The organism is Erwinia aphidicola, assembly GCF_024169515.1.
Lineage (GTDB): Bacteria > Pseudomonadota > Gammaproteobacteria > Enterobacterales > Enterobacteriaceae > Erwinia > Erwinia aphidicola.
This window is the reverse complement of sequence record NZ_JAMKCQ010000001.1, coordinates 499,266-524,581: the sequence shown is the minus strand read 5'-3', so window position 1 is coordinate 524,581 and position 25,316 is coordinate 499,266. Positions and strand designations below refer to the sequence as shown.

22 protein-coding genes are annotated in these 25,316 nt (G+C 58.0%); 17 read left to right on the top strand and 5 right to left on the bottom strand.

Annotated elements, in window-relative coordinates; translation table 11 throughout:
* Positions 1-29 precede the first annotated feature (29 nt).
* The 6 genes from lepB to acpS all read left to right on the top strand — a co-directional run bounded on the left by lepB (position 30) and on the right by acpS (position 4,637).
* Positions 30-986 carry a signal peptidase I gene (lepB, locus tag J2Y91_RS02225; protein WP_048915134.1) on the top strand — a complete coding sequence of 319 codons (957 nt, stop codon included), beginning with the start codon at positions 30-32 and terminating at the stop codon, positions 984-986.
* Between the two features lie 139 nt (positions 987-1,125).
* Positions 1,126-1,806, top strand: coding sequence for a ribonuclease III (rnc, locus tag J2Y91_RS02220; protein WP_048915135.1), 681 nt, complete (start codon positions 1,126-1,128; stop codon positions 1,804-1,806).
* On the top strand, positions 1,803-2,708 hold the full coding sequence (gene era, locus J2Y91_RS02215; protein WP_048915136.1) for a GTPase Era: 906 nt from the start codon (positions 1,803-1,805) through the stop codon (positions 2,706-2,708). Before rnc ends, era begins: the two co-directional genes overlap by 4 nt.
* Positions 2,709-2,713: 5 nt before the next feature.
* Positions 2,714-3,451, top strand: a complete 738-nt coding sequence (gene recO / locus J2Y91_RS02210; protein WP_133623039.1) for a DNA repair protein RecO — start codon at positions 2,714-2,716, stop codon at positions 3,449-3,451.
* Between the two features lie 74 nt (positions 3,452-3,525).
* Positions 3,526-4,257, top strand: a complete 732-nt coding sequence (gene pdxJ / locus J2Y91_RS02205; RefSeq protein ID WP_133623040.1) for a pyridoxine 5'-phosphate synthase — start codon at positions 3,526-3,528, stop codon at positions 4,255-4,257.
* Positions 4,257-4,637: a holo-ACP synthase gene (gene acpS / locus J2Y91_RS02200; RefSeq protein ID WP_048915139.1), complete on the top strand. Its 381-nt coding sequence runs from the start codon at positions 4,257-4,259 to the stop codon at positions 4,635-4,637. Before pdxJ ends, acpS begins: the two co-directional genes overlap by 1 nt.
* Here the strand turns inward: acpS and J2Y91_RS02195 are convergent.
* From J2Y91_RS02195 to J2Y91_RS02185, 3 genes are all read right to left on the bottom strand, one after another.
* On the bottom strand, positions 4,634-4,888 hold the full coding sequence (locus tag J2Y91_RS02195) for a YfhL family 4Fe-4S dicluster ferredoxin (protein ID WP_048915140.1): 255 nt from the start codon (positions 4,886-4,888) through the stop codon (positions 4,634-4,636). The two genes, acpS and J2Y91_RS02195, sit on opposite strands and share 4 nt — an antisense overlap.
* Positions 4,889-4,891: 3 nt before the next feature.
* A complete protein-coding gene (locus J2Y91_RS02190) occupies positions 4,892-5,869 on the bottom strand; it encodes a hypothetical protein (RefSeq protein WP_133623041.1) in 978 nt (325 codons plus the stop codon).
* Positions 5,870-6,047: 178 nt separating this feature from the next.
* Entirely contained in the window at positions 6,048-6,887 is an 840-nt protein-coding gene (locus J2Y91_RS02185) for a MurR/RpiR family transcriptional regulator (protein ID WP_133623042.1), read from the bottom strand.
* 187 nt (positions 6,888-7,074) lie between these two features.
* Here J2Y91_RS02185 and murQ point away from each other — a divergent pair, with 187 nt between their 5' ends.
* From murQ to tadA, 4 genes are read left to right on the top strand one after another with little or no spacing between them, the layout of a single operon-like run.
* Positions 7,075-7,968, top strand: a complete 894-nt coding sequence (gene murQ, locus J2Y91_RS02180; RefSeq protein WP_253536965.1) for an N-acetylmuramic acid 6-phosphate etherase — start codon at positions 7,075-7,077, stop codon at positions 7,966-7,968.
* A 3-nt stretch (positions 7,969-7,971) separates the two neighbouring features.
* A complete protein-coding gene (locus tag J2Y91_RS02175) occupies positions 7,972-9,324 on the top strand; it encodes a PTS transporter subunit EIIC (protein ID WP_133623044.1) in 1,353 nt (450 codons plus the stop codon).
* Between the two features lie 3 nt (positions 9,325-9,327).
* Positions 9,328-9,966, top strand: coding sequence for a phosphatidylglycerophosphatase C (gene yfhb / locus J2Y91_RS02170; protein ID WP_048915150.1), 639 nt, complete (start codon positions 9,328-9,330; stop codon positions 9,964-9,966).
* Positions 9,967-10,008: 42 nt separating this feature from the next.
* A complete protein-coding gene (tadA, locus tag J2Y91_RS02165; RefSeq protein WP_253536962.1) occupies positions 10,009-10,494 on the top strand; it encodes a tRNA adenosine(34) deaminase TadA in 486 nt (161 codons plus the stop codon).
* A 41-nt stretch (positions 10,495-10,535) separates the two neighbouring features.
* Here the strand turns inward: tadA and mltF are convergent, their stop codons facing one another.
* Complete coding sequence (gene mltF, locus J2Y91_RS02160; protein ID WP_048915152.1) at positions 10,536-11,993, bottom strand: membrane-bound lytic murein transglycosylase MltF; 1,458 nt, start codon at positions 11,991-11,993, stop codon at positions 10,536-10,538.
* 269 nt (positions 11,994-12,262) lie between these two features.
* Between mltF and purL the strand changes: the two genes are divergently transcribed.
* From purL to J2Y91_RS02125, 7 genes are all read left to right on the top strand, one after another.
* Entirely contained in the window at positions 12,263-16,147 is a 3,885-nt protein-coding gene (gene purL, locus J2Y91_RS02155; protein WP_253536959.1) for a phosphoribosylformylglycinamidine synthase, read from the top strand.
* A gap of 586 nt (positions 16,148-16,733) precedes the next feature.
* A complete protein-coding gene (locus J2Y91_RS02150) occupies positions 16,734-18,164 on the top strand; it encodes a sensor histidine kinase (RefSeq protein ID WP_253536956.1) in 1,431 nt (476 codons plus the stop codon).
* Positions 18,164-18,907: a two-component system QseEF-associated lipoprotein QseG gene (qseG, locus tag J2Y91_RS02145; protein ID WP_099753523.1), complete on the top strand. Its 744-nt coding sequence runs from the start codon at positions 18,164-18,166 to the stop codon at positions 18,905-18,907. Before J2Y91_RS02150 ends, qseG begins: the two co-directional genes overlap by 1 nt.
* On the top strand, positions 18,904-20,238 hold the full coding sequence (gene glrR, locus J2Y91_RS02140; protein WP_048915156.1) for a two-component system response regulator GlrR: 1,335 nt from the start codon (positions 18,904-18,906) through the stop codon (positions 20,236-20,238). The genes qseG and glrR overlap by 4 nt, the downstream gene beginning before the upstream one ends.
* A gap of 131 nt (positions 20,239-20,369) precedes the next feature.
* Entirely contained in the window at positions 20,370-20,708 is a 339-nt protein-coding gene (glnB, locus tag J2Y91_RS02135) for a nitrogen regulatory protein P-II (RefSeq protein WP_048915157.1), read from the top strand.
* A 176-nt stretch (positions 20,709-20,884) separates the two neighbouring features.
* On the top strand, positions 20,885-22,795 hold the full coding sequence (locus J2Y91_RS02130; RefSeq protein WP_048915158.1) for an NAD(P)-binding protein: 1,911 nt from the start codon (positions 20,885-20,887) through the stop codon (positions 22,793-22,795).
* A complete protein-coding gene (locus J2Y91_RS02125) occupies positions 22,792-23,958 on the top strand; it encodes a c-type cytochrome (RefSeq protein ID WP_048915159.1) in 1,167 nt (388 codons plus the stop codon). The genes J2Y91_RS02130 and J2Y91_RS02125 overlap by 4 nt, the downstream gene beginning before the upstream one ends.
* A 52-nt stretch (positions 23,959-24,010) precedes the next feature.
* Here J2Y91_RS02125 and hmpA read toward each other — a convergent pair whose 3' ends face one another.
* Positions 24,011-25,195, bottom strand: coding sequence for an NO-inducible flavohemoprotein (hmpA, locus tag J2Y91_RS02120; protein WP_253536953.1), 1,185 nt, complete (start codon positions 25,193-25,195; stop codon positions 24,011-24,013).
* Positions 25,196-25,316 lie beyond the last annotated feature (121 nt).

Sequence of the window (25,316 nt, the reverse complement as noted above, 5' to 3'; positions counted from 1 at the left end):
GCCCGAATTCGGGCTTTGAGGGAACTGGAATGGCTAATATGTTCGCCCTGATTTTGGCGATAGCAACGCTCGTCACCGGTATTGTCTGGTGCATCGATAAGTTCAAATGGGCGCCGGCCCGTCGCGCCAAACGCGCGGCGGCGCAGGCCGAAGGCATTGCGGAAACCAAGGCTGACAAGCAGCCGGGTTGGGTGGAAACCACGGCATCGGTATTCCCGGTGCTGTTCGTGGTGTTTGTGGTGCGCTCATTTATCTATGAGCCGTTCCAGATCCCTTCCGGTTCAATGATGCCAACGCTGCTGATTGGTGACTTTATCCTGGTAGAGAAATACGCCTACGGGATTAAAGATCCGATTACTCAGACCACGCTGATCGAAACTGGCCATCCGAAGCGCGGGGATATCGCGGTATTTAAATACCCGAAAGATCCGAGCCTGGATTACATTAAGCGCGTTGTTGGCCTGCCGGGTGACCGCGTGGTGTACGATCCGTTGAGCAAAACGGTCTCAATTCAGCCCGCCTGTGATGGCGGCACGCCGTGCGATAAAGCGCTGGCAGTGACCTATTCAGACGTGCAGCCAAGCGACTTTATTCAGACCTTTAGCGGCTTCAGCGGTAACGAAGTTGGCAACGGTTTCTATCAGGTACCACAGGGCGAATCGATGCAGGGCGGCCTGCGTTTAGCCACCCGCAACGAGACGCTGGGCGATGTCACCCACCGTATCCTGCTGGTAACCCAGGCGCAGAGTCAGCCGGGTTCATATTACCAGCAGCCGGGCCAGCCGCAGTCAAGCTGGGTCGTGCCGCAAGGCATGTACTTTATGATGGGTGATAACCGCGACAACAGCGCAGACAGCCGTTACTGGGGCTTTGTCCCGGAGCGTAATCTGGTAGGCAAAGCCACCGCCATCTGGATGAGCTTTGACAAGCAGGAAGGGGAATGGCCAACGGGCGTTCGTCTCAGCAGGATTGGCGGTATTCACTAATGTTTGCCAGCGGGCAACATTAACTACGGGTGGCCTGGTCGTATACCAGGCCACTGCACACGAAACAGATCGTGTTGGTGTACAGGCTCAGCCCTGTTCCGTGTGCAGCATAATTGACGCATTCAGAAATTGGTAACGCATGAACCCCATCGTAATTAACAAGCTTCAACGAAAGCTGGGCTACACTTTTACCCATCAGGAATTGTTACAGCAGGCGCTCACTCACCGCAGCGCCAGCAGTAAACACAACGAACGACTGGAATTCCTGGGCGACTCAATTCTGAGTTACGTCATTGCTAACGCCCTTTATCAGCGCTTCCCGCGCGTGGATGAAGGCGACATGAGCCGCATGCGCGCCACGCTGGTGCGTGGCAACACGCTGGCTGAAATGGCACGGGAATTTGACCTGGGCGAATGTTTACGCCTGGGGCCGGGTGAACTGAAAAGCGGCGGCTACCGTCGTGAATCGATTCTTGCGGATACCGTGGAAGCGCTGATTGGCGGGGTTTTCCTCGACAGCGATATCCAGACGGTAGAGCAGCTGATCCTCAACTGGTACGCCAGTCGTCTCGATCAGATCAGCCCGGGCGATAAACAAAAGGATCCAAAAACGCGTCTGCAGGAGTTCTTGCAGGGTCGTCATCTGCCGTTACCATCTTATCTGGTGGTACAGGTGCGTGGCGAAGCGCACGATCAGGAATTTACTATTCACTGCCAGGTAAGCGGCATGGCAGAACCGGTTGTGGGAACCGGCTCCAGCCGACGCAAAGCTGAGCAGGCAGCGGCCGAACAGGCGCTGATTAAGCTGGGAATTGAATGAGCGAACAAACTACCCATTGCGGCTTTATTGCTATTGTAGGCCGCCCGAACGTTGGTAAATCTACACTACTGAACCAGTTACTGGGGCAGAAGATTTCCATCACCTCGCGTAAGCCACAAACCACGCGCCACCGTATTATGGGCATCCATACTGAAGGGGATTATCAGGCGATCTACGTCGATACCCCCGGCCTGCATATGGAAGAGAAAAGGGCGATCAACCGCCTGATGAACCGCGCTGCCAGCAGCTCAATCGGCGATGTTGAAATGGTGATCTTCGTGGTTGAAGGCACCAAATGGACCGCCGATGACGAGATGGTGCTGAACAAGCTGAAAGATGGCCGCGTGCCGGTGCTGCTGGCGATCAACAAGATTGACAACCTCACGGACAAAAGCATTCTGCTGCCGCACCTGCAGTTCCTGGGGCAGCAGATGAGCTTTATGGACGTGGTGCCCATTTCTGCCGAAAAGGGCGACAACGTTGATACCATCGCCAGCATCGTGCGTAAGCGTCTGCCGGAGGCTGAGCACCACTTCCCGGAAGATTATATTACCGACCGTTCGCAGCGTTTTATGGCCTCCGAAATCATCCGCGAAAAGCTGATGCGTTTCCTCGGCGCGGAACTGCCCTACTCGGTGACCGTAGAAATCGAACAGTTTGTGACCAACGAGCGCGGCGGGCTGACCATTAATGGTTTGATCCTCGTGGAGCGCGAAGGTCAGAAGAAAATGGTCATCGGTAATAAAGGCGCCAAGATCAAAGTGATCGGCACTGAAGCGCGCCGTGATATGGAAGATATGTTCGAGTCGAAAGTTCACCTCGAGCTGTGGGTGAAAGTGAAGTCCGGCTGGGCGGATGACGAACGCGCCTTACGCAGCCTGGGCTATACCGACGATCTCTGAACCTGATGGAAGGCTGGCAACGCGCGTTTGTCCTGCATGGACGCCCCTGGAGCGAAACCAGCCTGCTGCTTGACCTGTTCTCCGAACAGCACGGCAGGGTACGGGTACTGGCCAAAGGTGCCCGTTCCAAACGCTCCAGCCTGAAGGGCGCATTACAGCCTTTCACCCCGCTGCTGGTGCGCTGGGGCGGTCGCGGCGAAGTGAAAACGCTGCGCGGGGCTGAACCTGTCTCTCTGGCGCTGCCTCTCTCCGGTATTACTCTCTACTGTGGTCTCTACGTCAACGAACTGCTTTCCCGCGTGCTGGAACACGAAACGGCTTTCAGCGAGCTGTTTTTTGACTATCTGCACTGCATTCAGGGGCTGGCAGGCGTGACCGGCTCGCCGGAACCTACGCTGAGGCGCTTTGAGCTGGCGATGCTCGGCCATCTTGGCTACGGCGTTGATTTCCTGCACTGCGCGGGCAGCGGCGAAGAGGTCGCCGATGAGATGACCTATAGCTATCGTGAAGAGAAGGGCTTTATTGCCAGTCTGGTGGTGAACAACCGCAGCTTTACCGGACGCCACCTGCGCGCGCTCTACCAGCGTGAATTCCCCGATGCCGATACCCTGCGCGCCGCCAAGCGCTTCACCCGCATTGCGCTGAAGCCTTACCTTGGCGGTAAACCTCTCAAGAGCACCGAGCTTTTTCGTCAGTTTTTGCCGAGAAAACCAGCGGACGCAGCGCCAGCCGCGGACGAATAGCCACAGGTCATACCCTTCGGGCTGCTGAACGTTGTACACTCGACAAAACCCTTCGCGATAATCTGAGGACTGTCATGGCTGAGTTGTTGTTAGGCGTTAATATCGATCACGTGGCCACCGTGCGTAATGCGCGCGGCACGCAATATCCCGACCCGGTACAGGCGGCGTTTGTCTCCGAACAGGCCGGTGCCGATGGCATTACCGTACACCTGCGCGAAGATCGCCGTCATATCACCGACCGCGATGTGCGCATTCTGCGTCAGACCATTCAGACGCGCATGAACCTGGAAATGGCCGTCACCGATGAGATGGTCGATATCGCCTGCGAGGTCGTGCCGCATTTCTGCTGTCTGGTGCCGGAAAAGCGTGAAGAAGTGACCACCGAGGGAGGGCTGGATGTTGCCGGCCAGCAGGATAAAGTGACGGCGGCAGTACAGCGCCTTAATGCGGCTGGTATTCTGGTCTCCCTGTTTATTGATGCCGACCATCGCCAGATTGACGCCGCCGTGGCGGCGGGCGCTCCCTACATCGAAATCCACACCGGTGCCTACGCTGAAGCCGCAGAAGGCCCGGAGCGTGACGCCGAGCTGGCACGTATTGCCGAGGCGGCCACCTACGCCGCAGGCAAAGGCCTGAAGGTCAATGCGGGCCACGGCCTCACCTACCATAACGTCCAGCCGATTGCGGTTCTGCCGGAGATGCATGAGCTGAACATCGGCCATGCAATTATTGGCCGGGCGCTCTTCAGCGGGCTGGCTGACGCAGTGAAAGAGATGAAGCAGCTGATGCGGGAAGCGCGTCGCTAATGGCTATTCTCGGCCTCGGCACCGACATCGTGGAGATCGCCCGTATTGAAGGGGTGATCTCCCGCTCCGGCGATCGGCTGGCAAAGCGGGTGTTGAGTGATAATGAATGGCGGCAGTATCAGGCCCATCAGCAGCCGGTGCGCTTTCTGGCTAAACGTTTTGCGGTAAAAGAAGCGGCGGCGAAAGCCTTCGGCACCGGGATCCGCGGTGGGCTGGCGTTTAATCAGTTTGAAGTTTACAACGATGAGCTGGGCAAACCCGGCCTGCGCTTTTTCCAGCACGCGCAGGAAGTGGCGAATAAGCTCGGCGTGGCACACGTCCACGTCACGCTGGCCGACGAGCGCCATTATGCCTGTGCTACGGTGATTATCGAAAATTAACCTGTCGTATGCAGTTCTACAAACTTGTCCCACAGCTGCTCATTGCTCTCAATGCGCTGTGGGTCAACAATAATGGTGTTATCAATCGGGCAGACCTGCTGACAGGTAGGGGCGTCGTAGTGTCCGATGCATTCGGTACAGCGCTCGCCGTCAATTTCGTAGAACTCATCCCCCATCGCAATCGCCTGGTTCGGGCACTCCGGCTCACACATATCGCAATTGATACATTTTTTGGTGATCAGCAGCGCCATATGTTACACCCTGCTTTCAATTATCGTATTCATTATAAGAATATCCGGACGCACATGCTTTTTGTAATAATTTTGATTTTTAATCATCATTGAGAAACGCATGTCATGATTTTCCAATAATTTGGATAAATTATTTAAAAGACTATCTTCATTATTGAAGCTGAGGTAGTTATCACCATCAGAAAAACTCCCGGGAACTTTATAATGTAATTTTTCAGAAATAATAGCTCTGGAAGAAGCTACAAATTCTCCAAATCGCCAACCAATCGAATTATGCAAACCATTAGTCGTGATGCATATGTCATGAGTTTTCATCATGCTGATGAAATGAGGTCTATTTGTCATTTTTTTTGGAAGGATAAACTCCCCAGCCACGCGACGAGTGAAATCACGATCGCCATCAACACCAAATGTTGCACAATGAGAATAGTGACGTTTTAAAGTTCTCAGGATTGAGATTCTTTTCATTGTGATCTCTTCAATCTCTCTCTGCACTTCAGGATCATATGATTCCATAGGATCCCATAAACCTGTGATATAAAGAATCTTGGGTTGAGATGAGTAAGCAGGTGTTACCTCAAGATCGTAATGGCGAATATCACCTTTTCCCAAAAAACGACGAAAACTTTGATTAAGGTAGTCAATTCTGCTATGCGAGGGCGTTAAACTGTAGTTGAATGTTAATGGTCGACACTTAGGGTATTTCATTAGCAATGAATCACTGCAGCTTCTTTTATAATAAAAATCACACCATTCATAATCAGGTTGCGAAAAGAAGCCTCTCTCAAAATGATCCCCATCCTCAGCGTCATATACGATTTTCAAGCCTTGTATGTTTGCACGAAGGATATGTTTTTTTAATGAGCTGTCATGGATGATGCTTTTTATTTTAAGCATCCCAGTGCGTTGCAGCATTAAAAACCCGTAAATATACTGGTTCAAATGTTGTGATTTTTTTAAGTGTAATGTTACGTTTAACATTTTATATGTCCATTAAAATTCTGCGAGCAGGGTGATTGCATCTGTCTCTGTAAGCTCGGGTCCCTAAAAGAAAGTGAGATTATTAACATCTGATTAATGCAGTTTCCATATATCAAAAATTAAAATCCCGGAATTTTTTATAAATTTCCGGGAATATTATACTTTGTCCCCTGACGATTCACACCAGTTTTTTCACCAGCGCTTCACTGTGGCGGATATGGCTGGAGGCGCGTTCCGGGTCGCGCTGAATCAGCGCCATAAACAGCAGGTCGGTCAGCGCCAGCTGGGCGGTGGTTGAGGAGATTGCCGCGCTGCGCGTGGTCTGCTCTTCCGCCACGGTGTAGAGACAGTGGCTGGCGGACTGCTGCAGGGTGTTAGGCGTAAAGCCGGTGAAGGCCAGCACGGTCGCACCGATGCGCTGCGCTTCCTGCGCCGCCAGATTGATCTCGCGGCGCTCGCCGGTGTAGGAGATCGCCAGGAGCACATCGCCGGGGCTGAGCGCCTGCACGCTGGCCAGCAGCGCATGCATATCCTGCTCGGCAACGGCGCTGATGCCAATCTTCATGAGCTTCCAGGAAAAATCTTTCGCCACCAGGCCGGAAGCCCCAATACCGACCAGCACGATACGCTTGGCATTTTTCAGCAGGCGCAGCGTTTCCAGCAGCATCTCCTCGCTGTTGATATCCAGCGTGGCGCGGATTGCCGACTGCTTTTCGGTAAACAGCTTCTCACCGACCACCTTTAACGCATCGTCGCTCAGAATGTGGTTGTGCACGGTGATAGCATCTTTGTCAGCCAGCGACTCGCTCAGTGCCAGCTTCAGCGCCGGAAAGCCTTTGTAACCCAGCTTCTGGGCAAATTTCACCACGCTTGACTGGCTCACCCCTGACTCGTCAGCCAGCTTTTGTGAACTCAGATGGCGCGCACGGTCCGGCTGCGACAGCAGGAAATCCGCCAGACGGCGCTCATTCAGTGCCAGGCTGGGATACAGCTGACGGATACGCAGCAGTGAGCTCATCTCTTTTCCTCTTACGAATTCAGATCCATCATATTGAATTATCTGCAATGATAACAGGCAGAGCGTTAAGTCTAGCGTTTCATTTTATTGCCGCGATGATTAAAAACAGGAAAATGCGTCGTCGCAAAGAATTAAATATTCCATTATAGTTTTTATATTTAGAATTAAAAATTCAGTAGGGGGAATAATGAACCTTGGCTCACTGGTCTCAGAAACGCGCAACCCGGACACGCTCGACCTCGATAATCTGTCGACGCTGGCGATGGTCACCAAGTTTAATCAGCAGGATGCCACCGTTGCTACGGCGGTCAGCCTGACGCTGCCGCAGGTGGCCGCAGCCGTCGATGCCGCAGCCGCTTCTCTGGCAGCAGGTGGACGTCTGATCTACATGGGCGCTGGCACCAGCGGCCGGCTTGGCGTGCTGGATGCTTCCGAATGCCCGCCAACCTTTGGCGTGCCGCACGGCGTCGTGGTGGGGCTGATCGCCGGGGGGCCAGGCGCATTGCTGAAGGCGGTGGAAGGGGCGGAAGATGATGAACAGCTCGGCGTCAGCGACTTACAGGCGCTGGATCTGACCGCTAACGATATGGTGGTCGGGCTGGCAGCATCGGGGCGCACGCCTTACGTGATCGGCGCGCTGCGCTATGCCCGCCAGCAGGGCTGCCGCACAGCGGCAATCTCCTGTAATCCCGACTCGCCAATTGCCCATGAGGCGGAAATCGCTATCTCCCCGGTGGTTGGCCCGGAAGCGCTGACCGGATCCACACGGCTGAAATCCGGCACCGCCCAGAAGCTGGTACTGAATATGATCTCGACCGGTGCGATGGTCAAAATCGGCAAGGTGTATCAAAACCTGATGGTCGATATGCAGGCCACTAATATCAAGCTGGTCGATCGCGCACGCCGCATGGTGTGTGAGGCCACCGGCTGCCAGCCCGAGCAGGCCGATGCGGCGTTACAACAGGTTCATCACGAGGTGAAAACGGCGATTCTGATGATCCTGGCGGACATCCCAGCCCCTGAGGCTAAACGGCGCCTGCTACAGCATCATGGCTTCCTGCGTGCTGCACTGAAAGGATAAGGCATGGAAAAGTCTACCCGGCTGGCGCAGGCGCTGCTGCAGGGCATTGGCGGCGCGGCCAATATCATTAAGCTGGAAAACTGCATGACGCGGGTGCGCGTTGAGGTCAGCGATGAAGGGCTGCTGCAGCTCAACGATTTGCGCCAGCTGGAGGGCGTAAAAGGCTACGTCAAGCAGGGGAGCCAGCACCAGTTTATCGTCGGTCCGGGCGCGGCAGCCAAAGTGGTGGAGGCGATGCGCAGCCTGATGAGCCCTGCGGCGATCGACAGCGTGCGTGAAAACAGAGCGCGGGCTAGGGCGAAATATCATGCTCCGCTCAGTGACGCACTGCGCCAGCTGGCGAACGTATTTATCCCGCTGATCCCGGCATTTATCGCCTCCGGGCTGATCACCGGGGTGATTAACATCATTAAGCGCCCGGATATCGTCGGCGATATTGCAACGCAGTATCCCAACCTTCTCGGACTGGCGGCGATCTTCGGCAGCGCGATTTTCACCATTATGAATATTCTGGTCGGCGTGAACACCGCCCGCGTATTTGGCGGCTCGACCGCGCTGGGCGGCGTGATGGCCGGGATACTCTCCAGCCCGGCGCTGGCAAATATCACGCTGTTTGGGGAACCGCTGGTGCCCGGGCGCGGCGGGGTGATCGCGGTGCTGCTGGTGGTTGCGCTGATGTGCTGGATTGAAAAACGGCTGCGCGCGCGCCTGCCGGAGTCGCTGGAGCTGATCCTCAATCCGCTGCTGACGACACTGATTACTGCCACGCTGGCGATTGTGCTACTGCAACCCTTGGGCGGCACGATCTCCGATGCCATCGCGCACGGGGCCACGCTGGCTATCGATCGCGGTGGCGTGCTGGTCGGGGCGCTGCTGGCGGGAACGTTTCTGCCGCTGGTGCTCACCGGGCTGCACCAGGGGATGGTGCCAATCCACGTGGAGCTGGTGCAGGCACACGGCTCTAACGCGCTGCTGCCCATTCTGGCAATGGCTGGCGTCGGGCAAATTGGCGCATCCGTGGCGGTGCTGCTGAAAACCCGTAACGCACGTTTGAAAAAGCTGGTGAAAGGGGCGCTGCCGGTTGGCATTCTGGGCGTGGGGGAGCCGCTGATCTTCGGCGTCACCCTGCCGCTTGGCCGCCCGTTTATCGCCGCCTGTCTCGGCGGGGCGGTGGGCGGCGCGGTAATCAGCTATGCTAAGGTCGCTACCCTGATCACCTTCGGTCTCTCCGGCTTGCCGCTGGCGCTGACCATTGTGGCTGGAAAAGTGATGATGTATCTGGCAGGCTGGCTGACAGCTGCTGTATGCGGTTTCCTGTTTGCCTGGTTTATGGGCTTTAACGATCCTGAGGAGTAAGGTTTGACATCCAGTCGCCAACGACGCGTGGTATTTTTCGACCTTGATGGCACCCTGCACCAGCAGGATATGTTCGGCACCTTTATGCGCTGGCTGCTCTGGCGCCAGCCGCTTAATCTGCTGCTGGTGGTGCCGCTGCTGCCGGTGATAGGTGCCGGGCTGCTGATTAAGGGCCGGGCAGCGCGCTGGCCGATGAGCCTGCTGCTGTGGTCGATCACCTTCGGCCACAGTGAAGCGCGCCTGCAAGCGCGCGAGCAGCAGTTTGCCCGCTGGTTTCGCCAGCGCGTCACCGCGTTTCCGGTAGTGCAGCAGCGGCTGACGGATTACCTGCGCAGCGAAGATGCCGATGTCTGGCTGATTACCGGCTCCCCGCAGCCGCTGGTGGAGCAGGTCTACTTTGATTCGGCATTTCTGCCGCACGTCAAACTGATCGCCAGCCAGATGGCGCGCGCCCACGGCGGACGCGTACTGGCGATGCGCTGTCTTGGCCATGAAAAGGTGGCGCAGCTGGAAGAGCAGATCGGCACCCCACTGCAGTTATGGAGCGGCTACAGCGACAGCAAGCAGGACAATCCGCTGCTGTTTTTCTGCCAGCACCGTTTTCGCGTGACGCCTGCGGGTGAGCTACAGCAACTGGACTGAACTGGTATATAATGTCGCGCTTTTTTTCTGCCGGAGACTCAGGTGAGCGACAATAACGACGAATTCTGGATGCGCCATGCGCTGACGCTGGCCCAACGCGCCTGGGATGAAGGGGAAGTGCCGGTTGGCGCGGTGCTGGTTCACCACGGGCAGGTGATTGGCGAGGGCTGGAATCGGCCGATTGGCCACCACGATCCGACCGCACACGCGGAGATCATGGCGATCCGCCAGGGCGGCAAAGTGATCGAGAACTACCGCCTGATTGATACCACGCTGTACGTGACGCTGGAGCCGTGCGTAATGTGTGCCGGCGCGATGGTGCATGGCCGCGTCGGGCGGCTGGTGTTTGGCGCCCGCGATGCCAAAACGGGCGCGGCCGGTTCACTGATGGATGTACTGGGCCACCCGGGCATGAATCATCAGGTGAAGATTGAACAGGGGATTTTGGCCGAAGAGTGTGCGGCGCTGCTCAGTGATTTTTTCCGTCAGCGCCGGGCTGAAAAGAAGGCACAACGCCAGTTGTTGTAGGGGCTGACCTTTTTTTCGGTCAGCCCGGCAGGCGACAGCGGTTAATTCATCGCAATCTTCGGCTCGACCGCCGGATAACCCTGGCCCAGTTCGGCTTCCATCGCCGCCTGCTGTGCCAGCTTACGCTCCTGATCCTGCAAATATCCTACCAGGCTTATCTGATACTTACGGATATTCTCTACATAAGCATAGGCTTCGTGGCCACGCGCATAGCCGTAGTTAGTCTGGCTGTAATAGCGCTTCTGGCTGAGCATCGGCAAGCGCATCTTCACATCTGCCCAGCTGTCAGGATTGCCTTTCTGCTTCTCCGTCAGCTTGCGCGCATCAAGCATATGCGCATAACCCATGTTATAGGCGGCCAGTGCGAACCAGATGCGCTCATCCTCCGGGATGGTCGGCGGCACCTTTTCCATCATGCGTACCAGATACTCACTGCCGCCGCGAATACTCTGTTCCGGATCGGTACGATCGGTGACGTTCAGGCTATCGGCGGTGTTACGCGTCAGCATCATCATGCCGCGCACCCCGGTAGGTGAGGTGGCCTGCGGGTTCCAGTGCGACTCCTGGTAGGAGATCGCGGCCAGCAGCTTCCAGTCTATCTCCTGCGCGTACTTCTCAAACAGCGGCTGGATATCCGGCAGTGTCTCATCAATGGCGCGCAGGAAGGTGCGGGTATCGACGTAATCAAAGGTGCCAACGTGACCTAAATACTTCTCGTCGAGGCGCGCCATCGCGCCTTCCTCGCCCATTTGATTGAAGAAGTCGAGCAGGGCGGCGTTCAGGCTGTCATCCGCCTCGCGCTGCATATACCAGGTGACCGGCTCCTCATCGGTGATATCAAACGCCACGGCCAGCTGAGGATGGATACGCTGCATCAGGGCAATAGTGACCGAGTCGCCCACCGTATAGTCGAGTTTGCCGTCGGCCACCGCTTCCAGCTGCGCCTGCGGTGTCTGGTCGGTGGCGATCGCCCAGTCAAGATCGGGATACTGATGCTCCTTCACCGCGCGCAGCGTTGAGAGGTAAGCCGACCCTGACGCTACCGTCAGGCGTCCTTTCAGATCGCCAAGGTTTTTCGGGCGCGGCGCACCGATGCGATACACCAGCTGCTGGGAAACTGAATAGTAGGAAGGACCGGTGCGAAAACGCGCCAGCCGCTCATTGTTATAGATCAGACCGGCCGCCAGCACGTCTGCTTTGTCATCTTCGAGATCGTCAAACAGATCGCTCAGGTTCGGGCGGACGGTGACCTGCAGCTTCACCCCTAAATAATCGGCAAAGCGTTTCGCCAGCTCGTAATCCATACCGGCCGGTGATTTATTGACTGTGTAGTAAGTCAGCGGGGAGTTTATGGTGCTGACGCGCAGCACTCCCCGCGATTTTATCTGCGCAATACGGTCGGTAGAACCGCCGTACCAGGGGATCGAGGGCCACAGTGCAAGCGCAAGCAGCACTGTGATCAGCCCGATCAGCAGATAGTTTAATTTAAGGCGTTTCAAATAGTTATCTCTCGGTGGCTCTCAGGTATCTGTCTTTTATGGCAGTATTTATTGTCTATAATTGGTCCTGAGCGTGGGGCATTTTGCGCAACTCCGCGCTGCTCCGCAACTGAATTCAACTTGATTTGCGCGTTTTTCAGCCAAATCTGCACGGCGATTAATTCTGCGCAAACGGTTTCGTAACGGGTGGGGATTCTCTATAATAGCGCCCGTTTTCCCTGTTGCGCCCAATGAAGCGTCGCCCGGCGCTTCGAGACGAGAGATCTTTAATGATGGAAATTCTGCGTGGTTCGCCCGCTCTGTCGGCATTTCGTATTAACAAACTGCTGACCCGCTTTCAGGACGCTCACCTGCCAGTGAGTGATATTTACGCCGAGTACGTCCATTTCGCCGATGTCAGCGCGCCGCTGAGCGAGGATGAAAAGTCCCGCCTGCAGCGTCTGCTGAAATACGGTCCCTCTCTCGCTGAGCATACCCCGGAAGGCCGTCTGCTGCTGGTGACCCCGCGTCCCGGCACGATTTCGCCGTGGTCTTCAAAAGCGACTGACATTGCCCACAACTGCGATCTGCCGCAGGTGCTGCGCCTTGAGCGCGGCCTGGCCTTCTATGTGCAGGCACCTCAGCTGACGGAAGCACAGTGGGGCCAGCTGGCATTGCTGCTGCACGACCGTATGATGGAGTGCGTGTTTAGCGACACCGCCCAGGCCGAAGCCCTGTTCGCCCATCATCAGCCTGCGCCGCTGCAAAGCGTCGATGTGCTGGGTGAAGGCCGTAACGCGCTGGTGCAGGCCAACATCAAGCTGGGCCTGGCGCTGGCCGATGACGAGATCGACTATCTGCTGGCGGCGTTTGAAAAGCTGGGGCGCAACCCGAACGATATCGAGCTGTATATGTTTGCTCAGGCTAACTCTGAGCACTGCCGCCATAAAATCTTCAACGCCGACTGGGTGATTGATGGTGCGGCGCAGCCGAAGTCGCTGTTCAAGATGATCAAAAACACCTTTGAGAAAACCCCGGACCACGTGCTGTCAGCTTATAAAGATAATGCCGCGGTAATGGAAGGTTCTCAGGTTGGGCGTTTCTACGCCGACCAGCAGGGCAACTACGACTTCCATCAGGAAGAGGCGCATATCCTGATGAAGGTGGAAACCCACAACCACCCGACGGCGATCTCCCCGTGGCCGGGTGCCGCGACCGGTTCCGGTGGCGAAATTCGTGACGAAGGCGCAACGGGGCGCGGCGCCAAGCCGAAAGCCGGTCTGGTGGGCTTCTCGGTCTCTAACCTGCGCATTCCGGGCTTTGAGCAGCCGTGGGAAGAGGACTTCGGCAAGCCGGACCGTATTGTTACCGCGCTGGATATCATGACCGAAGGCCCACTGGGCGGCGCGGCATTCAATAACGAATTCGGTCGCCCGGCGTTGAACGGCTACTTCCGTACCTATGAAGAGCGCGTCAACAGCCACAACGGCGAAGAGCTGCGCGGCTACCACAAGCCGATCATGCTGGCGGGCGGCATTGGTAACATCCGTGCTGACCACGTGCAGAAAGGCGAAATCACCGTGGGTGCCAAGCTGATTGTGCTGGGTGGCCCGGCGATGAATATCGGTCTGGGCGGCGGTGCCGCTTCATCTATGGCCTCCGGCCAGTCGGATGCCGACCTCGACTTCGCCTCCGTACAGCGCGACAACCCGGAAATGGAGCGTCGATGCCAGGAAGTGATCGACCGCTGCTGGCAGCTGGGCGAAGAGAACCCCATCCTGTTTATCCACGACGTTGGCGCGGGCGGCCTCTCCAACGCCATGCCTGAGCTGGTCAGCGATGGCGAGCGCGGCGGACGCTTCAACCTGCGTGATATCCTCAACGACGAGCCGGGCATGAGCCCGCTGGAAGTGTGGTGTAACGAGTCGCAGGAGCGCTACGTGCTTGCCGTGGCGCCGCAGAGCCTGGCGCTGTTTGATGCGCTGTGCAAACGCGAGCGCGCGCCCTACGCGGTGATCGGTGAAGCCACCGAAGAGATGCACCTTTCGCTGGCGGATAGCCATTTCGACAACACGCCGATTGATATGCCGCTCGACGTGCTGCTGGGTAAAACCCCGAAAATGACCCGCGATGTCACCACGCTGAAGGCCAAAGGCGAGGCGCTGGTGCGTGATGATATCAGCATTGCCGACGCGGTAAATCGCGTGCTGCACCTGCCAACCGTGGCGGAAAAAACCTTCCTGATCACCATCGGCGACCGCTCGGTTACCGGCATGGTGGCGCGTGACCAGATGGTGGGTCCGTGGCAGATCCCGGTTGCCAACTGTGCGGTGACCACCGCCAGCCTCGACAGCTATTACGGTGAAGCGATGGCGCTGGGCGAACGCGCTCCGGTTGCGCTGCTCGACTTCGCCGCCTCCGGTCGTCTGGCCGTTGGCGAAGCGCTGACCAACATCGCCGCGACGCAGATTGGTCCGCTGACGCGCATCAAGCTGTCGGCAAACTGGATGGCCGCAGCCGGTCACCCGGGTGAAGATGCCGGTTTGTATGAGGCGGTGAAAGCGGTCGGTGAAGAGCTGTGTCCGGCGCTGGGGATTACTATCCCGGTCGGTAAAGACTCAATGTCGATGAAAACTCGCTGGCAGCAGGGCACCGAGCAGCGTGAGATGACCTCGCCGCTGTCGCTGGTGATCACCGCCTTTGCCCGCGTGGAAGACGTGCGTAAAACCGTCACGCCGCAGCTGCAAACCGTGGATAACGCCCTGCTGCTGATTGACCTCGGCAAAGGGGTGAACGCGCTGGGTGCTACCGCGCTGTCTCAGGTTTACCGTCAGCTGGGCGATAAGCATGCCGACGTGCGTGACGCGCAGCAGCTGGCTGGCTTCTATAATGCCATCCAGGCGCTGGTGGCCGACGGCAAACTGCTTGCCTACCACGACCGTTCCGATGGTGGTCTGCTGGTGACGCTGGCAGAGATGGCCTTTACCGGTCACTGCGGCGTGGCAGCCGATATTGCCGCGCTGGGCAGCGACAGCCTGGCCGCGCTGTTTAACGAAGAGCTGGGTGCCGTGATTCAGGTAGCCGCCGCCGATCGCGCCGCGGTTGAGCAGGTATTTGCGGCGCACGGCCTGGCGGAGTGCGTCCACCTGCTGGGCAAGGCGGTAGAAGGTGACCGCTTCACCATTACTTCCGGTGACGCTGCGGTCTACAGCGAAAGCCGCACCACGCTGCGTACCTGGTGGGCAGAAACCACCTGGCAGATGCAGCGCCTGCGTGATAACCCGAGCTGTGCCGATCAGGAACACGAGGCGAAGAAAGACGATCGCGATCCTGGCCTGAACGTGGCGCTGACCTTTAAGCCGCAGGAAGATATCGCTGCACCGTACATTGCTACCGGTGCGCGCCCGAAAGTTGCGGTGCTGCGCGAGCAGGGCGTTAACTCCCACGTTGAGATGGCTGCCGCCTTCCACCGCGCGGGCTTTGATGCGGTTGACGTGCATATGAGCGACCTGCTGGCCGGTCGTCGTGGCCTGGATGACGTGCAGGCGCTGGTTGCCTGTGGCGGCTTCTCCTACGGCGACGTGCTGGGCGCGGGTGAAGGCTGGGCGAAGTCGATTCTGTTCAACGCCCGCGTGCGTGACGAGTTCGAAACCTTCTTCCATCGTCCGCAGACCCTGGCGCTGGGCGTGTGTAACGGTTGCCAGATGATGTCCAACCTGCGCGAACTGATCCCGGGTAGCGAAGAGTGGCCGCGCTTTGTGCGTAACCAGTCCGAGCGCTTTGAAGCGCGCTTCAGCCTGGTCGAAGTGGCTGCCAGCCCGTCCCTGCTGCTCGACGGCATGGTGGGCTCACGCATGCCAATCGCGGTCTCGCACGGCGAAGGCTTCGTGGAAGTGCGCGATGAAGCGCACCTCGGCCAGCTGGAGCATAAAGGCCTGGTGGCGCTGCGCTTCGTGGATAACTTCGGCAAGGTGACCCAGCAGTATCCGGCGAACCCGAACGGCTCTCCGAACGGCATTACGGCGGTGACCAACGAAAGCGGCCGCGTGACCATCATGATGCCGCACCCGGAGCGCGTCTTCCGCACCGTCAGCAACTCCTGGCACCCGGCAGAGTGGGGCGAGGACAGCCCGTGGATGCGCATCTTCCGCAATGCGCGTAAGCAGCTGGGCTAAGCCTGAGTTGATGCGCTAATTAACAAACCGGTCCCAGGCAGACCGGTTTTTTTTCGCCCCCGTTTTGCCCATTGTCGCCTCTGTTGCAATTTCACGACAAATCAATCTCTCGGGTGTCGTGAAAAGGTGACACCTAACTAATTGATTTAGCTTGCTACCTGCGATTTTTCTGATTGATGTCGTTAAATGCAGACAGTTTTGCAGACCGGTTGGTCAGAAAGCGCGCTTTTGCGGCTGGCGATAATCGTAAAAAGTGCCGTTTTATAGGGGGTTAACATGCTTGTTGCAATGTTGGCACGGCAATTGCTATACTCTGTGCAGTGGCTCATTCACCTGGTTATGAAAGCCCTGCGCAAGCGGCGAGCTCATAACATCCAGAATGACGCACAATACGGTGCCTGCCGTCCACCCCACCGATAATCGTTCACCCTGTGACGTTATCAAGCATCGGACGTAACGTTGAGTTAGGCACCACCTCTTCAGATGGCCGGTTCTTTGAACCGGCCATCGTCATTTGTGGCGTAGCACTTTCATCCCATCGCACTCTCCGTTAGCATCACGCTACCTTATGCAAAGAGAATCTTCCGTGAAGAGATGGCGTCTGTTTCCCCGCTCTCTGCGCCAGCTGGTGCTGATGGCTTTCCTGCTGGTGCTGCTGCCGCTGCTGGTGCTGGCCTGGCAGGCCTGGGAAAGCCTGTCGGCGCTCAGCGAGCGTGCGGCGGACACTAACCGCACGACGCTAACCGACGTTCGTCGTAGCGAGGCGATGGCGCGCACCGCGCTGGAGCTGGAGCGCAGCTATCGTCAGTACTGCGTGCTTGATGACCCGATGCTGGCCCGCCTGTATCAGACGCAGCGCAGCCGCTATTCCCAGATGCTGGACGCCCATGCGCCGGTACTGCCGGATATGCGCACTTACCAGAACCTGCGGCAGAATCTTACCCAGCTCAGCCAGATCAAATGCCATAATAGCAGCCCGGTAAAAGCCGCAGGCGATGTGCTGGAGTCATTCTCCGCCGCTAACAGCCAGCTGGTGAAAACCACGCGGGAGGTGGTGTTCTCCCGTGGTCTGCAGCTGCAGCGCGAAATTGCCGATCGCGGCCAGTATTTCGGCTGGCAGGCATTAATCCTGTTCCTGCTCAGCCTCGGCCTGGTCCTGCTGTTTACCCGCATGATTATCGGCCCGGTGAAAGCGGTCGAGCGCATGATTAACCGCCTGGGTGAGGGGCGCTCGCTCGGGCAGAGCCTGGCGTTTAAAGGCCCGCGTGAAATTCGCTCTCTGGCCCAGCGCATTCTCTGGCTGAGCGAGCGGCTGGCGTGGCTGGAGTCACAGCGCCATGAGTTCCTGCGCCATATCTCCCACGAGCTGAAAACCCCGCTGGCCAGCATGCGTGAAGGCACGGAACTGCTGGCCGATGAGGTGGCCGGCCCGTTGACCGCTGACCAGAAAGAGGTGGTTAGCATTCTTAACGACAGCAGCCGCCACCTGCAAACCCTGATTGAACAGCTGCTGGACTACAACCGCAAGCTGGCAGACGGCCCGGTTGAGATGAGCGACGTGGTGCTGCGGCCGCTCATCGATCAACTGGTTTCCACCCACAGTCTGACCGCGCGAGCTAAGCTGATTGATACGGCGATTGATCTGCAGGCGGCGAGCTGCCGCGCAGAGCCGACATTGTTACTGCGGGCCATCGATAATCTCTACTCCAATGCGTTACACTACGGCACAGAATCAGGGAAAATCTGGATCCGCAGCCGCCAGCAGGGCAACCGCGTCACCATTGAGGTGGCGAACACCGGCAGCGCGATCCCGCAGGCAGAACGGGCGATGATTTTTGAGCCGTTCTTCCAGGGCAACCTGCAGCGCAAAGGCGCAGTAAAAGGCAGCGGGCTGGGGCTGAGTATCGCTAAGGACTGCGTGCGTCAGCTGGAGGGCGATCTACAGCTGGTCGACAGCGATGAGGCTGATGTCTGCTTCCGCATTGAATTGAATACCACCGCCGGGAAGAAACACTGATGCGCTTAACACTTTTTTCTGCCAGCGTTCAACAAAGCCTGGGCAGAATGTTGCTGGCAGCACTGCTTGGGCTGAGCCTGACTGGCTGTAGCCACACCGCGCCGCCCACCGTGGTGAAGGGCCTGCCCAGCCATCTCAGCGAACCTGAGAGCAAAATTGTCGATTTCCAACGCGTGGACTGTGAGCACATCTGGTCCTGGGTCGATGTCACGGCGGTCAATAATCCGCTGTACTGGCTGCGCGCGGTGGACTGCGCGGTGCGGCTGTCTCCGGCCGATGCCCGCGCGCAGGCTAAACGCTGGCCGGGCGACAGCTGGCACGGCGCCTTCAAACAGGCCGTTTTGCTGAGCAATGGCAATATTACGCCGCTCGAGCGCCGCGCCTATCTGCAGCGGCTGGACAGCTACAGCTACGATTATCCCTCTGCGGTCCGTCCGCTGCTGATGCTGTGGCGCGAAGGGCAGGGTTCATTACTGCAGCTGTCGCAGGAGCGCTCGCGCTATGCCAGCCTGCAGGAGAGCAGCGATGCCCAGCTGGACGCGCTGCGCCAGCAGCAGATGGCCGTCAATAAAGAGCTGGCAGTGACGCGACGCAAGCTGGACACGCTGACCGACATCGAGCGCAAGCTCTCAGCCCGCCGTTCGCCGGATGCGGCCGACAGCAGCAGCCACGGCGCGGATAAAAGCGCACCGGACGACAACACGCCGGCGGATATCAAATCAGAGGATGATGCCAACCCATGATAAAAAAATCGGCCCGCCTGCTGCTGGTGGATGACGACCCCAGCCTGCTGAAGCTGTTGGGGATGCGCCTCAGCAGCGAAGGCTTTAGCGTGACCACCGCGGAAAGCGGGCCAGAAGCGCTGCGGGTGCTCAACCGCGAAAACATCGATCTGGTGATAAGCGACCTGCGTATGGATGAGATGGACGGCATGGCGCTGTTTGTTGAGATCCAGAAGCTGCAGCCGGGCATGCCGGTGATCATCCTCACCGCGCACGGTTCGATCCCGGATGCGGTCGCCGCGACCCAGCAGGGCGTTTTCAGCTTCCTGACCAAGCCCGTCGATCGCGATGCGCTGTATAAAGCCATTGATGAGGCGCTGGCACATCGCGCCCCGGGCAGTGATGAAGCCTGGCGCGAAACCATCGTTACCCGTAGCCCACTGATGCTGCGCCTGCTGGAGCAGGCACGCATGGTGGCGCAGTCTGACGTCAGCGTGTTGATTAACGGGCAGAGTGGCACGGGCAAGGAAGTGCTGGCGCAGGCCATCCACGCCGCCAGTCCGCGCGCGGGCAAGGAATTTATTGCCATCAACTGCGGCGCACTGCCGGAGCAGCTGCTGGAGTCAGAGCTGTTTGGTCATGCCAAAGGGGCCTTTACCGGTGCGGTAAGCAGCCGCGAGGGGCTGTTCCAGGCCGCCGAGGGCGGCACGCTGTTCCTCGATGAGATCGGCGATATGCCGCAGGCGCTGCAGGTTAAGCTGCTGCGCGTACTGCAGGAGCGCAAGGTGCGCCCGCTCGGCAGCAACCGCGATCTCGATATCAACGTGCGCATCATCTCCGCTACCCACCGTGACCTGCCAAAAGCGATGGAGAAGAAGGAGTTTCGCGAAGATCTGTTCTATCGTCTTAACGTGGTGAATTTAAAAATCCCGGCGCTGCATGAGCGCGCGGAGGATATTCCGCTGCTGGCAAACCATCTGCTGAAGCAGTCGGCGGAGCGGCATAAACCGTTCGTGCGCAGCTTCTCTACCGACGCAATGCGCCGGTTGATTGCCGCCAGCTGGCCGGGCAACGTCAGGCAGCTGGTGAATGTGATTGAGCAGTGCGTGGCGCTGACCTCCGCCCCGGTGATTAGCGAAGCGCTGGTCGAGCAGGCGCTGGCCGGAGAAAACACCGCGCTGCCGACATTTGTGGAAGCGCGCAACCAGTTTGAACTGAATTATTTGCGTAAGCTGTTACAGATGACCAAAGGGAATGTCACCAACGCAGCACGCCTGGCCGGGCGCAACCGCACCGAGTTTTACAAGCTGTTGTCGCGTCACGAGCTGGATGCTGCCGATTTTAAAGAGTAATTTCAGTGCCGCTCCGCTGCCCAGTTATGGTAGTTTAGCTGCCTGAAAAGAGAGACGGACCGCGCAGCGTGACCTGTCCGGCAATGTTAACTGTTCCCCTTCCCTGATGGAGGGGGAGAAAAGGGTCTGCCATGAAAAAGATTGATGCAATTATCAAGCCGTTCAAACTGGACGACGTGCGTGAAGCGCTGGCGGAAGTCGGCATCACCGGAATGACCGTGACCGAAGTGAAAGGCTTTGGTCGTCAGAAGGGCCACACCGAACTGTATCGTGGCGCTGAATATATGGTCGATTTTTTACCGAAGGTCAAAATTGAGATCGTGATTGCCGACGATATCGTCGATACCTGCGTGGATACCATCATGCGTACCGCGCAGACCGGTAAGATTGGCGACGGCAAGATTTTCGTTTATGACGTGTCGCGCGTGGTGCGTATCCGCACCGGCGAAGAAGATGAAGAGGCGATCTAAGCGCTGCCTTTTTCTACGCTGAAGTCGTTGAGGGTCTGAGCATTCAGGCCCTTAAAATTATTAATTCCTTATTTCTGCTGCTGTTCCCCCTCCCCGGTTTGACAATGATCTTCTGATGCTGACAATAGCCCGCTTGAGCCATAAGGGCTGAGCAGACTATCAAGAAGGACTTTTTTATGGCTATTACCCGCCGCGATTTTCTTAACGGCGTCGCGATTACGGTCGCCGCCGGGCTGACCCCCCTGCAGATATTGCGCGCTTCGCCGCTGCAGGCCAACAAAACGCTCTATTACCCACCGGCGCTGAGCGGGCTGCGCGGCAACCATCCGGGCTCCTTTGAAAATGCCCACCGGCTCGGCCGTGATGGCGTCAGTTTCGACTTTGCTTCTCTGCCGGTCAGCGAGGAGTTTGATCTGGTGGTGGTCGGCGCCGGAATTAGCGGCCTGGCTGCCGCCTGTTTCTGGCAGCAGCTGCAGGATAAACCGCAGCGGATTTTGCTGATCGACAACCACGACGACTTCGGCGGCCACGCCAAGCGTAATGAACTCAGCAGCAGCAACGGCACAATCCTTGGCTATGGCGGCAGCGAATCTTTCCAGTCCCCGCACTCCAACTTCAGCCCGGTGATGATGGGCCTGATAAAAACGCTGGGGATCAGCCTGGATGCCATGGAGCGCGGCTTCGATAAAACCTTCTATCCTGACCTTGGCCTCAGTCGCGGCGTCTACTTTGATAAGAAAAACTTCGGCGTGGATAAAGTCGTCAGCGGCGACCCGGGCAAAGTGGTGGCGGATGATATCCCACGCGATCGCCTGAACGGACGTTCATGGCAGGCGTTTATCAATGACTTCCCGCTGCCGCAGAGCGATCGCGCCGCGCTGATTGAGCTGCATACGGTGGCGAAAGATTATCTGCCAGGACTCAGCCAGCAGGAAAAAGTCGCCTGGCTGGATACTCACAGTTACGCCACCTTCCTGCGCGATAAAGTGGGCCTGAGCGAGCTGGCAATGCGCTACTTCCAGCAAACCACGAACGACTTTCAGGCGGTGGGTATTGATGCTACCGCCTGTAGCGATGCGCGTATCTGCGACCTGCCGGGCCTTGACGGCATGGGGCTGCCGCCGCTGGACGCTGAATCGCAGGCTGACCTCGACGATCCTTATGTTTTCCACTTCCCGGATGGCAACGCGACACTGGCCCGGCTGCTGGTGCGCAAGCTGATCCCGGCCGTTGACCCCGCCGGACACGATATGAATGATATCGTGCGGGCGAAATTTGACTACAGCCAGCTGGACAGGGCGGACTCTGACGTCAAGCTACGCCTTAACAGTACCGGCATGCAGGTGGTGAACGTCGACGGTGGCGTGGAAGTCAGCTATATGACGGGTGAAAAGTTGACGAAAGTCCGCGCCGGGAAGGTGGTCATGGCCGGATACAATATGATGATCCCGTATCTGGTGCCGCAGATGTCGCAGGCCCAGCAGGAAGCGCTGAAGCAGAATGTTAAAGCTCCGCTGGTCTACAGCAAGGTCACCATCGCTAACTGGCGCGCCTTTATCAAACTGGGCGTGCATGAGGTTTATGCCCCTGGCGCACCTTATTCACGGGTCAAGCTTGACTATCCGGTCAGCCTCGGCGGCTACCAGCACCCCCACGATCCCAATCAGCCGATCGGGCTGCATATGGTGTATGTGCCGACTCTGCCCGGCAGCGGCCTCAGCGCCCGCGAGCAGTCGCGTAAAGGGCGCGCGATGCTGCTGGGCACCTCGTTCGATGCTCATGAACAGATGATCCGCGAACAGCTCCAGGCGATGCTTGGGCCGGCAGGCTTCGACCATCAGCGCGATATTCAGGCGATTACCGTTAACCGCTGGTCGCACGGTTACTCTTACGCCATCAATGGCTTATTTGATGATGAGGATGAGGCGCAGAAGATTATTGAGCGCGCCCGTGCCCCCGTCGGTAATATCGTGATTGCTAACTCCGACTCGGACTGGAGCCCTTATGCCCATTCGGCGGTCGATCAGGCATGGCGGGCAGTGAACGAGCTGGTGCACGGAAAAAACGCACCGGGGGAGGGAGTATGAAAACGTTGCTTTCAGGGATGGTTCTGCTGCTGGTAAGCAGTGCGGCTAATGCCATGTCGCCGGGCGAATATGTTGCCAAAGCGGCGGACTGTACTGCCTGTCACACCGCACCCGGCGGCGCAGCGCTGGCGGGCGGGCTGCGTTTCCCTACGCCGCCCGGTGATATCTACAGCACCAATATTACCCCGGATAAACAGCAGGGCATTGGCCGCTATACGTTTGCCGAATTTGACCGCGCCATGCGCCAGGGTATCGCTCGCGATGGCCATCACCTCTATCCGGCAATGCCTTATACCGCCTATGCCAAAATGAGCGATAAGGATATGCGCGCGCTTTATGACTATCTGCTGCATGAAGTCCCGGCCAGCAGTCAGCCAAATCGCGACAGCGATATCTCCTGGCCGCTGTCAATGCGCTGGCCTTTGGGGATCTGGAATGCCCTGTTCCACAATGACGATCGTTATCAGCCTGATGCGCAGCAGAGTGCGCAATGGAATCGCGGGGCTTACCTGGTGCAGGGCGCAGGGCACTGCGGCAGTTGCCACACCCCGCGCGGCTGGGCACTGCAGGAGCAGGCACTGGATCAGAGCCGCAGCGTTTATCTCAGCGGTGCCGAACTTGACGGCTGGTTTGCACCGTCGCTGCGCGGCATGGCGCAGGATGAACTGGTGGCGCTGCTGAAAACGGGGCGCAGCAAGCAGGGGGCGGTAGTCGGCCCCATGGCGGAGGTGGTGATGCACAGCACTCAGTATCTCAGCGATGCGGACCTCAACAGTATCGGCGTCTACCTGCGCAGCCTGCCGCCGGCTCCAGCATCCCCGCTGCCCGCTGCCGCTCCTTCCGCCGCGGGCGCGAAAACCTATGCCATGTACTGCTCAACCTGTCACGGCAGCGAGGGTAAAGGCGATGCGCATGTCATCCCGGCGCTGGACGGTAACGCAACGCTGACGGCAGCAAACCCGCTGAGCGCACTGCGCGTGGTGCTGGAAGGTGCGCAGACGCCAGTGACCCGGCACGGCATGGCGCAGGCGATGCCCGGTTACGGCTGGACGCTGGATGATGTGCAGATGAGCGAGTTGATGAACTACCTGCGCAGCAGCTGGAGCAATCAGGCCCCTGCCGTCAGCGCAGAGCAGGTTGCTGAGGCGCGCAGGCTTAAATAGCCAGCGGGACGATCGGGCAGCGGCGGGAGAGATCCCCCGCTGCCCGACAGCATCACAGCGCTTTATGCGGGCCAAATACTTCGTAGTGAATACGCTCTTTCCCCACGCCTGACTGCAGAAGGCTCTTTTCCACCATCGCCATAAACGCCAGCGGGCCGCACAGGTAGTAGTGCATCGCCGGATCGCTGAGTTTCGCTTCCAGCGGCAGCAGGTTCATGAGTCCTCGGTGCTGATACTTGCCTTCATCTTCCGCGCGCGGATGGTTATACCAGATCTCCTGCGAGAAATTCGGCAGCTGCTGACCCAGTTCGCCGACTTCCTCTGCGAAAGCATGCATTGCGCCGTCTTCCGTCGCGTGTAACCACTGTACCGTCGCCTGATGTTGTTCCTGTGCCAGTTTGTGCAGCATGGCCAGCATCGGGGTCAGACCGACGCCGCCAGAGATCAGCGTTACCGGGGTTTGCGCCGCAATATCGATAAAGAAGTCGCCGGCCGGTGGCGCCAGGTGCAGACGCACGCCGGGCTGCTGCTGATGCAGCCAGCTGGAGAGCGTGCCGCCCTCTTCATGGCGCACGGCAATGCGGTAGTCACGACCATTCGGCATCCGCGTCAGTGAATACTGGCGGATCTCCTGATTAGCAAATGACGGGTCACGCACCCACAGCGTAATGTACTGACCGGGCTGGTAATCCACGACGGGCTGACCGTCAACCGGGGTCAGGATAAAGCTCTTAATTTTTGCGCTGCGCGGGATAATTTCGCTAATAACAAACTCACGTTGACCACCGCGCCAGCCGCCGACTTTCTGCTCAACCTCTTCATAGATTTGCTCTTCACGCTGCACAAAAATCCCGGCCAGTACGCCATAGGCTTTACCCCAGGCGGCGAGGATCTCCTCACCCGGATGCAGCAGCTCATCAATACTCGCCAGCAGGTGTTCACCGACAATGGCGTACTGTTCCGGGCGAATGGCAAAGCTGGTGTGCTTCTGCGCAATTTTCTCGACTGCCGGGCCGAGCGCGGCCAGCTTATCGAGGTTACTGGCGTAGGCACAGACGGCGTTAAACAGCGCTTCAGGCTGATTACCACTGCTCTGGTTGCTCATGTTGAAGATATCTTTCAGCTCGGGATTGTGGCTGAACATGCGCTGATAGAAGTGCGCGGTCAAACGCGGACCCAGCGCAGCGACGGCGGGGATAGTGGATTTCACGGTGGCAATAGTGTGGCTATCTAGCATGGTGGGCTCCTGATGCTCTACATAACATGTATTTTAAATGCATCTTATAATTTGGGAGATGCATTGTAAATACACCTTTTATGATGATGGTTATTTATCCACAGGGAGCGGGTGGTGGTGG

Coding starts and splice junctions, on each gene's coding strand:
- lepB (WP_048915134.1), top strand. CDS start 30: ATGGCTAATATGTTCGCCCTGATTTTGGCGATAGCAACGCTCGTCACC.
- rnc (WP_048915135.1), top strand. CDS start 1,126: ATGAACCCCATCGTAATTAACAAGCTTCAACGAAAGCTGGGCTACACT.
- era (WP_048915136.1), top strand. CDS start 1,803: ATGAGCGAACAAACTACCCATTGCGGCTTTATTGCTATTGTAGGCCGC.
- recO (WP_133623039.1), top strand. CDS start 2,714: ATGGAAGGCTGGCAACGCGCGTTTGTCCTGCATGGACGCCCCTGGAGC.
- pdxJ (WP_133623040.1), top strand. CDS start 3,526: ATGGCTGAGTTGTTGTTAGGCGTTAATATCGATCACGTGGCCACCGTG.
- acpS (WP_048915139.1), top strand. CDS start 4,257: ATGGCTATTCTCGGCCTCGGCACCGACATCGTGGAGATCGCCCGTATT.
- J2Y91_RS02195 (WP_048915140.1), bottom strand. CDS start 4,888: ATGGCGCTGCTGATCACCAAAAAATGTATCAATTGCGATATGTGTGAG.
- J2Y91_RS02190 (WP_133623041.1), bottom strand. CDS start 5,869: ATGTTAAACGTAACATTACACTTAAAAAAATCACAACATTTGAACCAG.
- J2Y91_RS02185 (WP_133623042.1), bottom strand. CDS start 6,887: ATGAGCTCACTGCTGCGTATCCGTCAGCTGTATCCCAGCCTGGCACTG.
- murQ (WP_253536965.1), top strand. CDS start 7,075: ATGAACCTTGGCTCACTGGTCTCAGAAACGCGCAACCCGGACACGCTC.
- J2Y91_RS02175 (WP_133623044.1), top strand. CDS start 7,972: ATGGAAAAGTCTACCCGGCTGGCGCAGGCGCTGCTGCAGGGCATTGGC.
- purL (WP_253536959.1), top strand. CDS start 12,263: ATGATGGAAATTCTGCGTGGTTCGCCCGCTCTGTCGGCATTTCGTATT.
- qseG (WP_099753523.1), top strand. CDS start 18,164: ATGCGCTTAACACTTTTTTCTGCCAGCGTTCAACAAAGCCTGGGCAGA.
- glrR (WP_048915156.1), top strand. CDS start 18,904: ATGATAAAAAAATCGGCCCGCCTGCTGCTGGTGGATGACGACCCCAGC.
- glnB (WP_048915157.1), top strand. CDS start 20,370: ATGAAAAAGATTGATGCAATTATCAAGCCGTTCAAACTGGACGACGTG.
- J2Y91_RS02130 (WP_048915158.1), top strand. CDS start 20,885: ATGGCTATTACCCGCCGCGATTTTCTTAACGGCGTCGCGATTACGGTC.
- J2Y91_RS02125 (WP_048915159.1), top strand. CDS start 22,792: ATGAAAACGTTGCTTTCAGGGATGGTTCTGCTGCTGGTAAGCAGTGCG.
- hmpA (WP_253536953.1), bottom strand. CDS start 25,195: ATGCTAGATAGCCACACTATTGCCACCGTGAAATCCACTATCCCCGCC.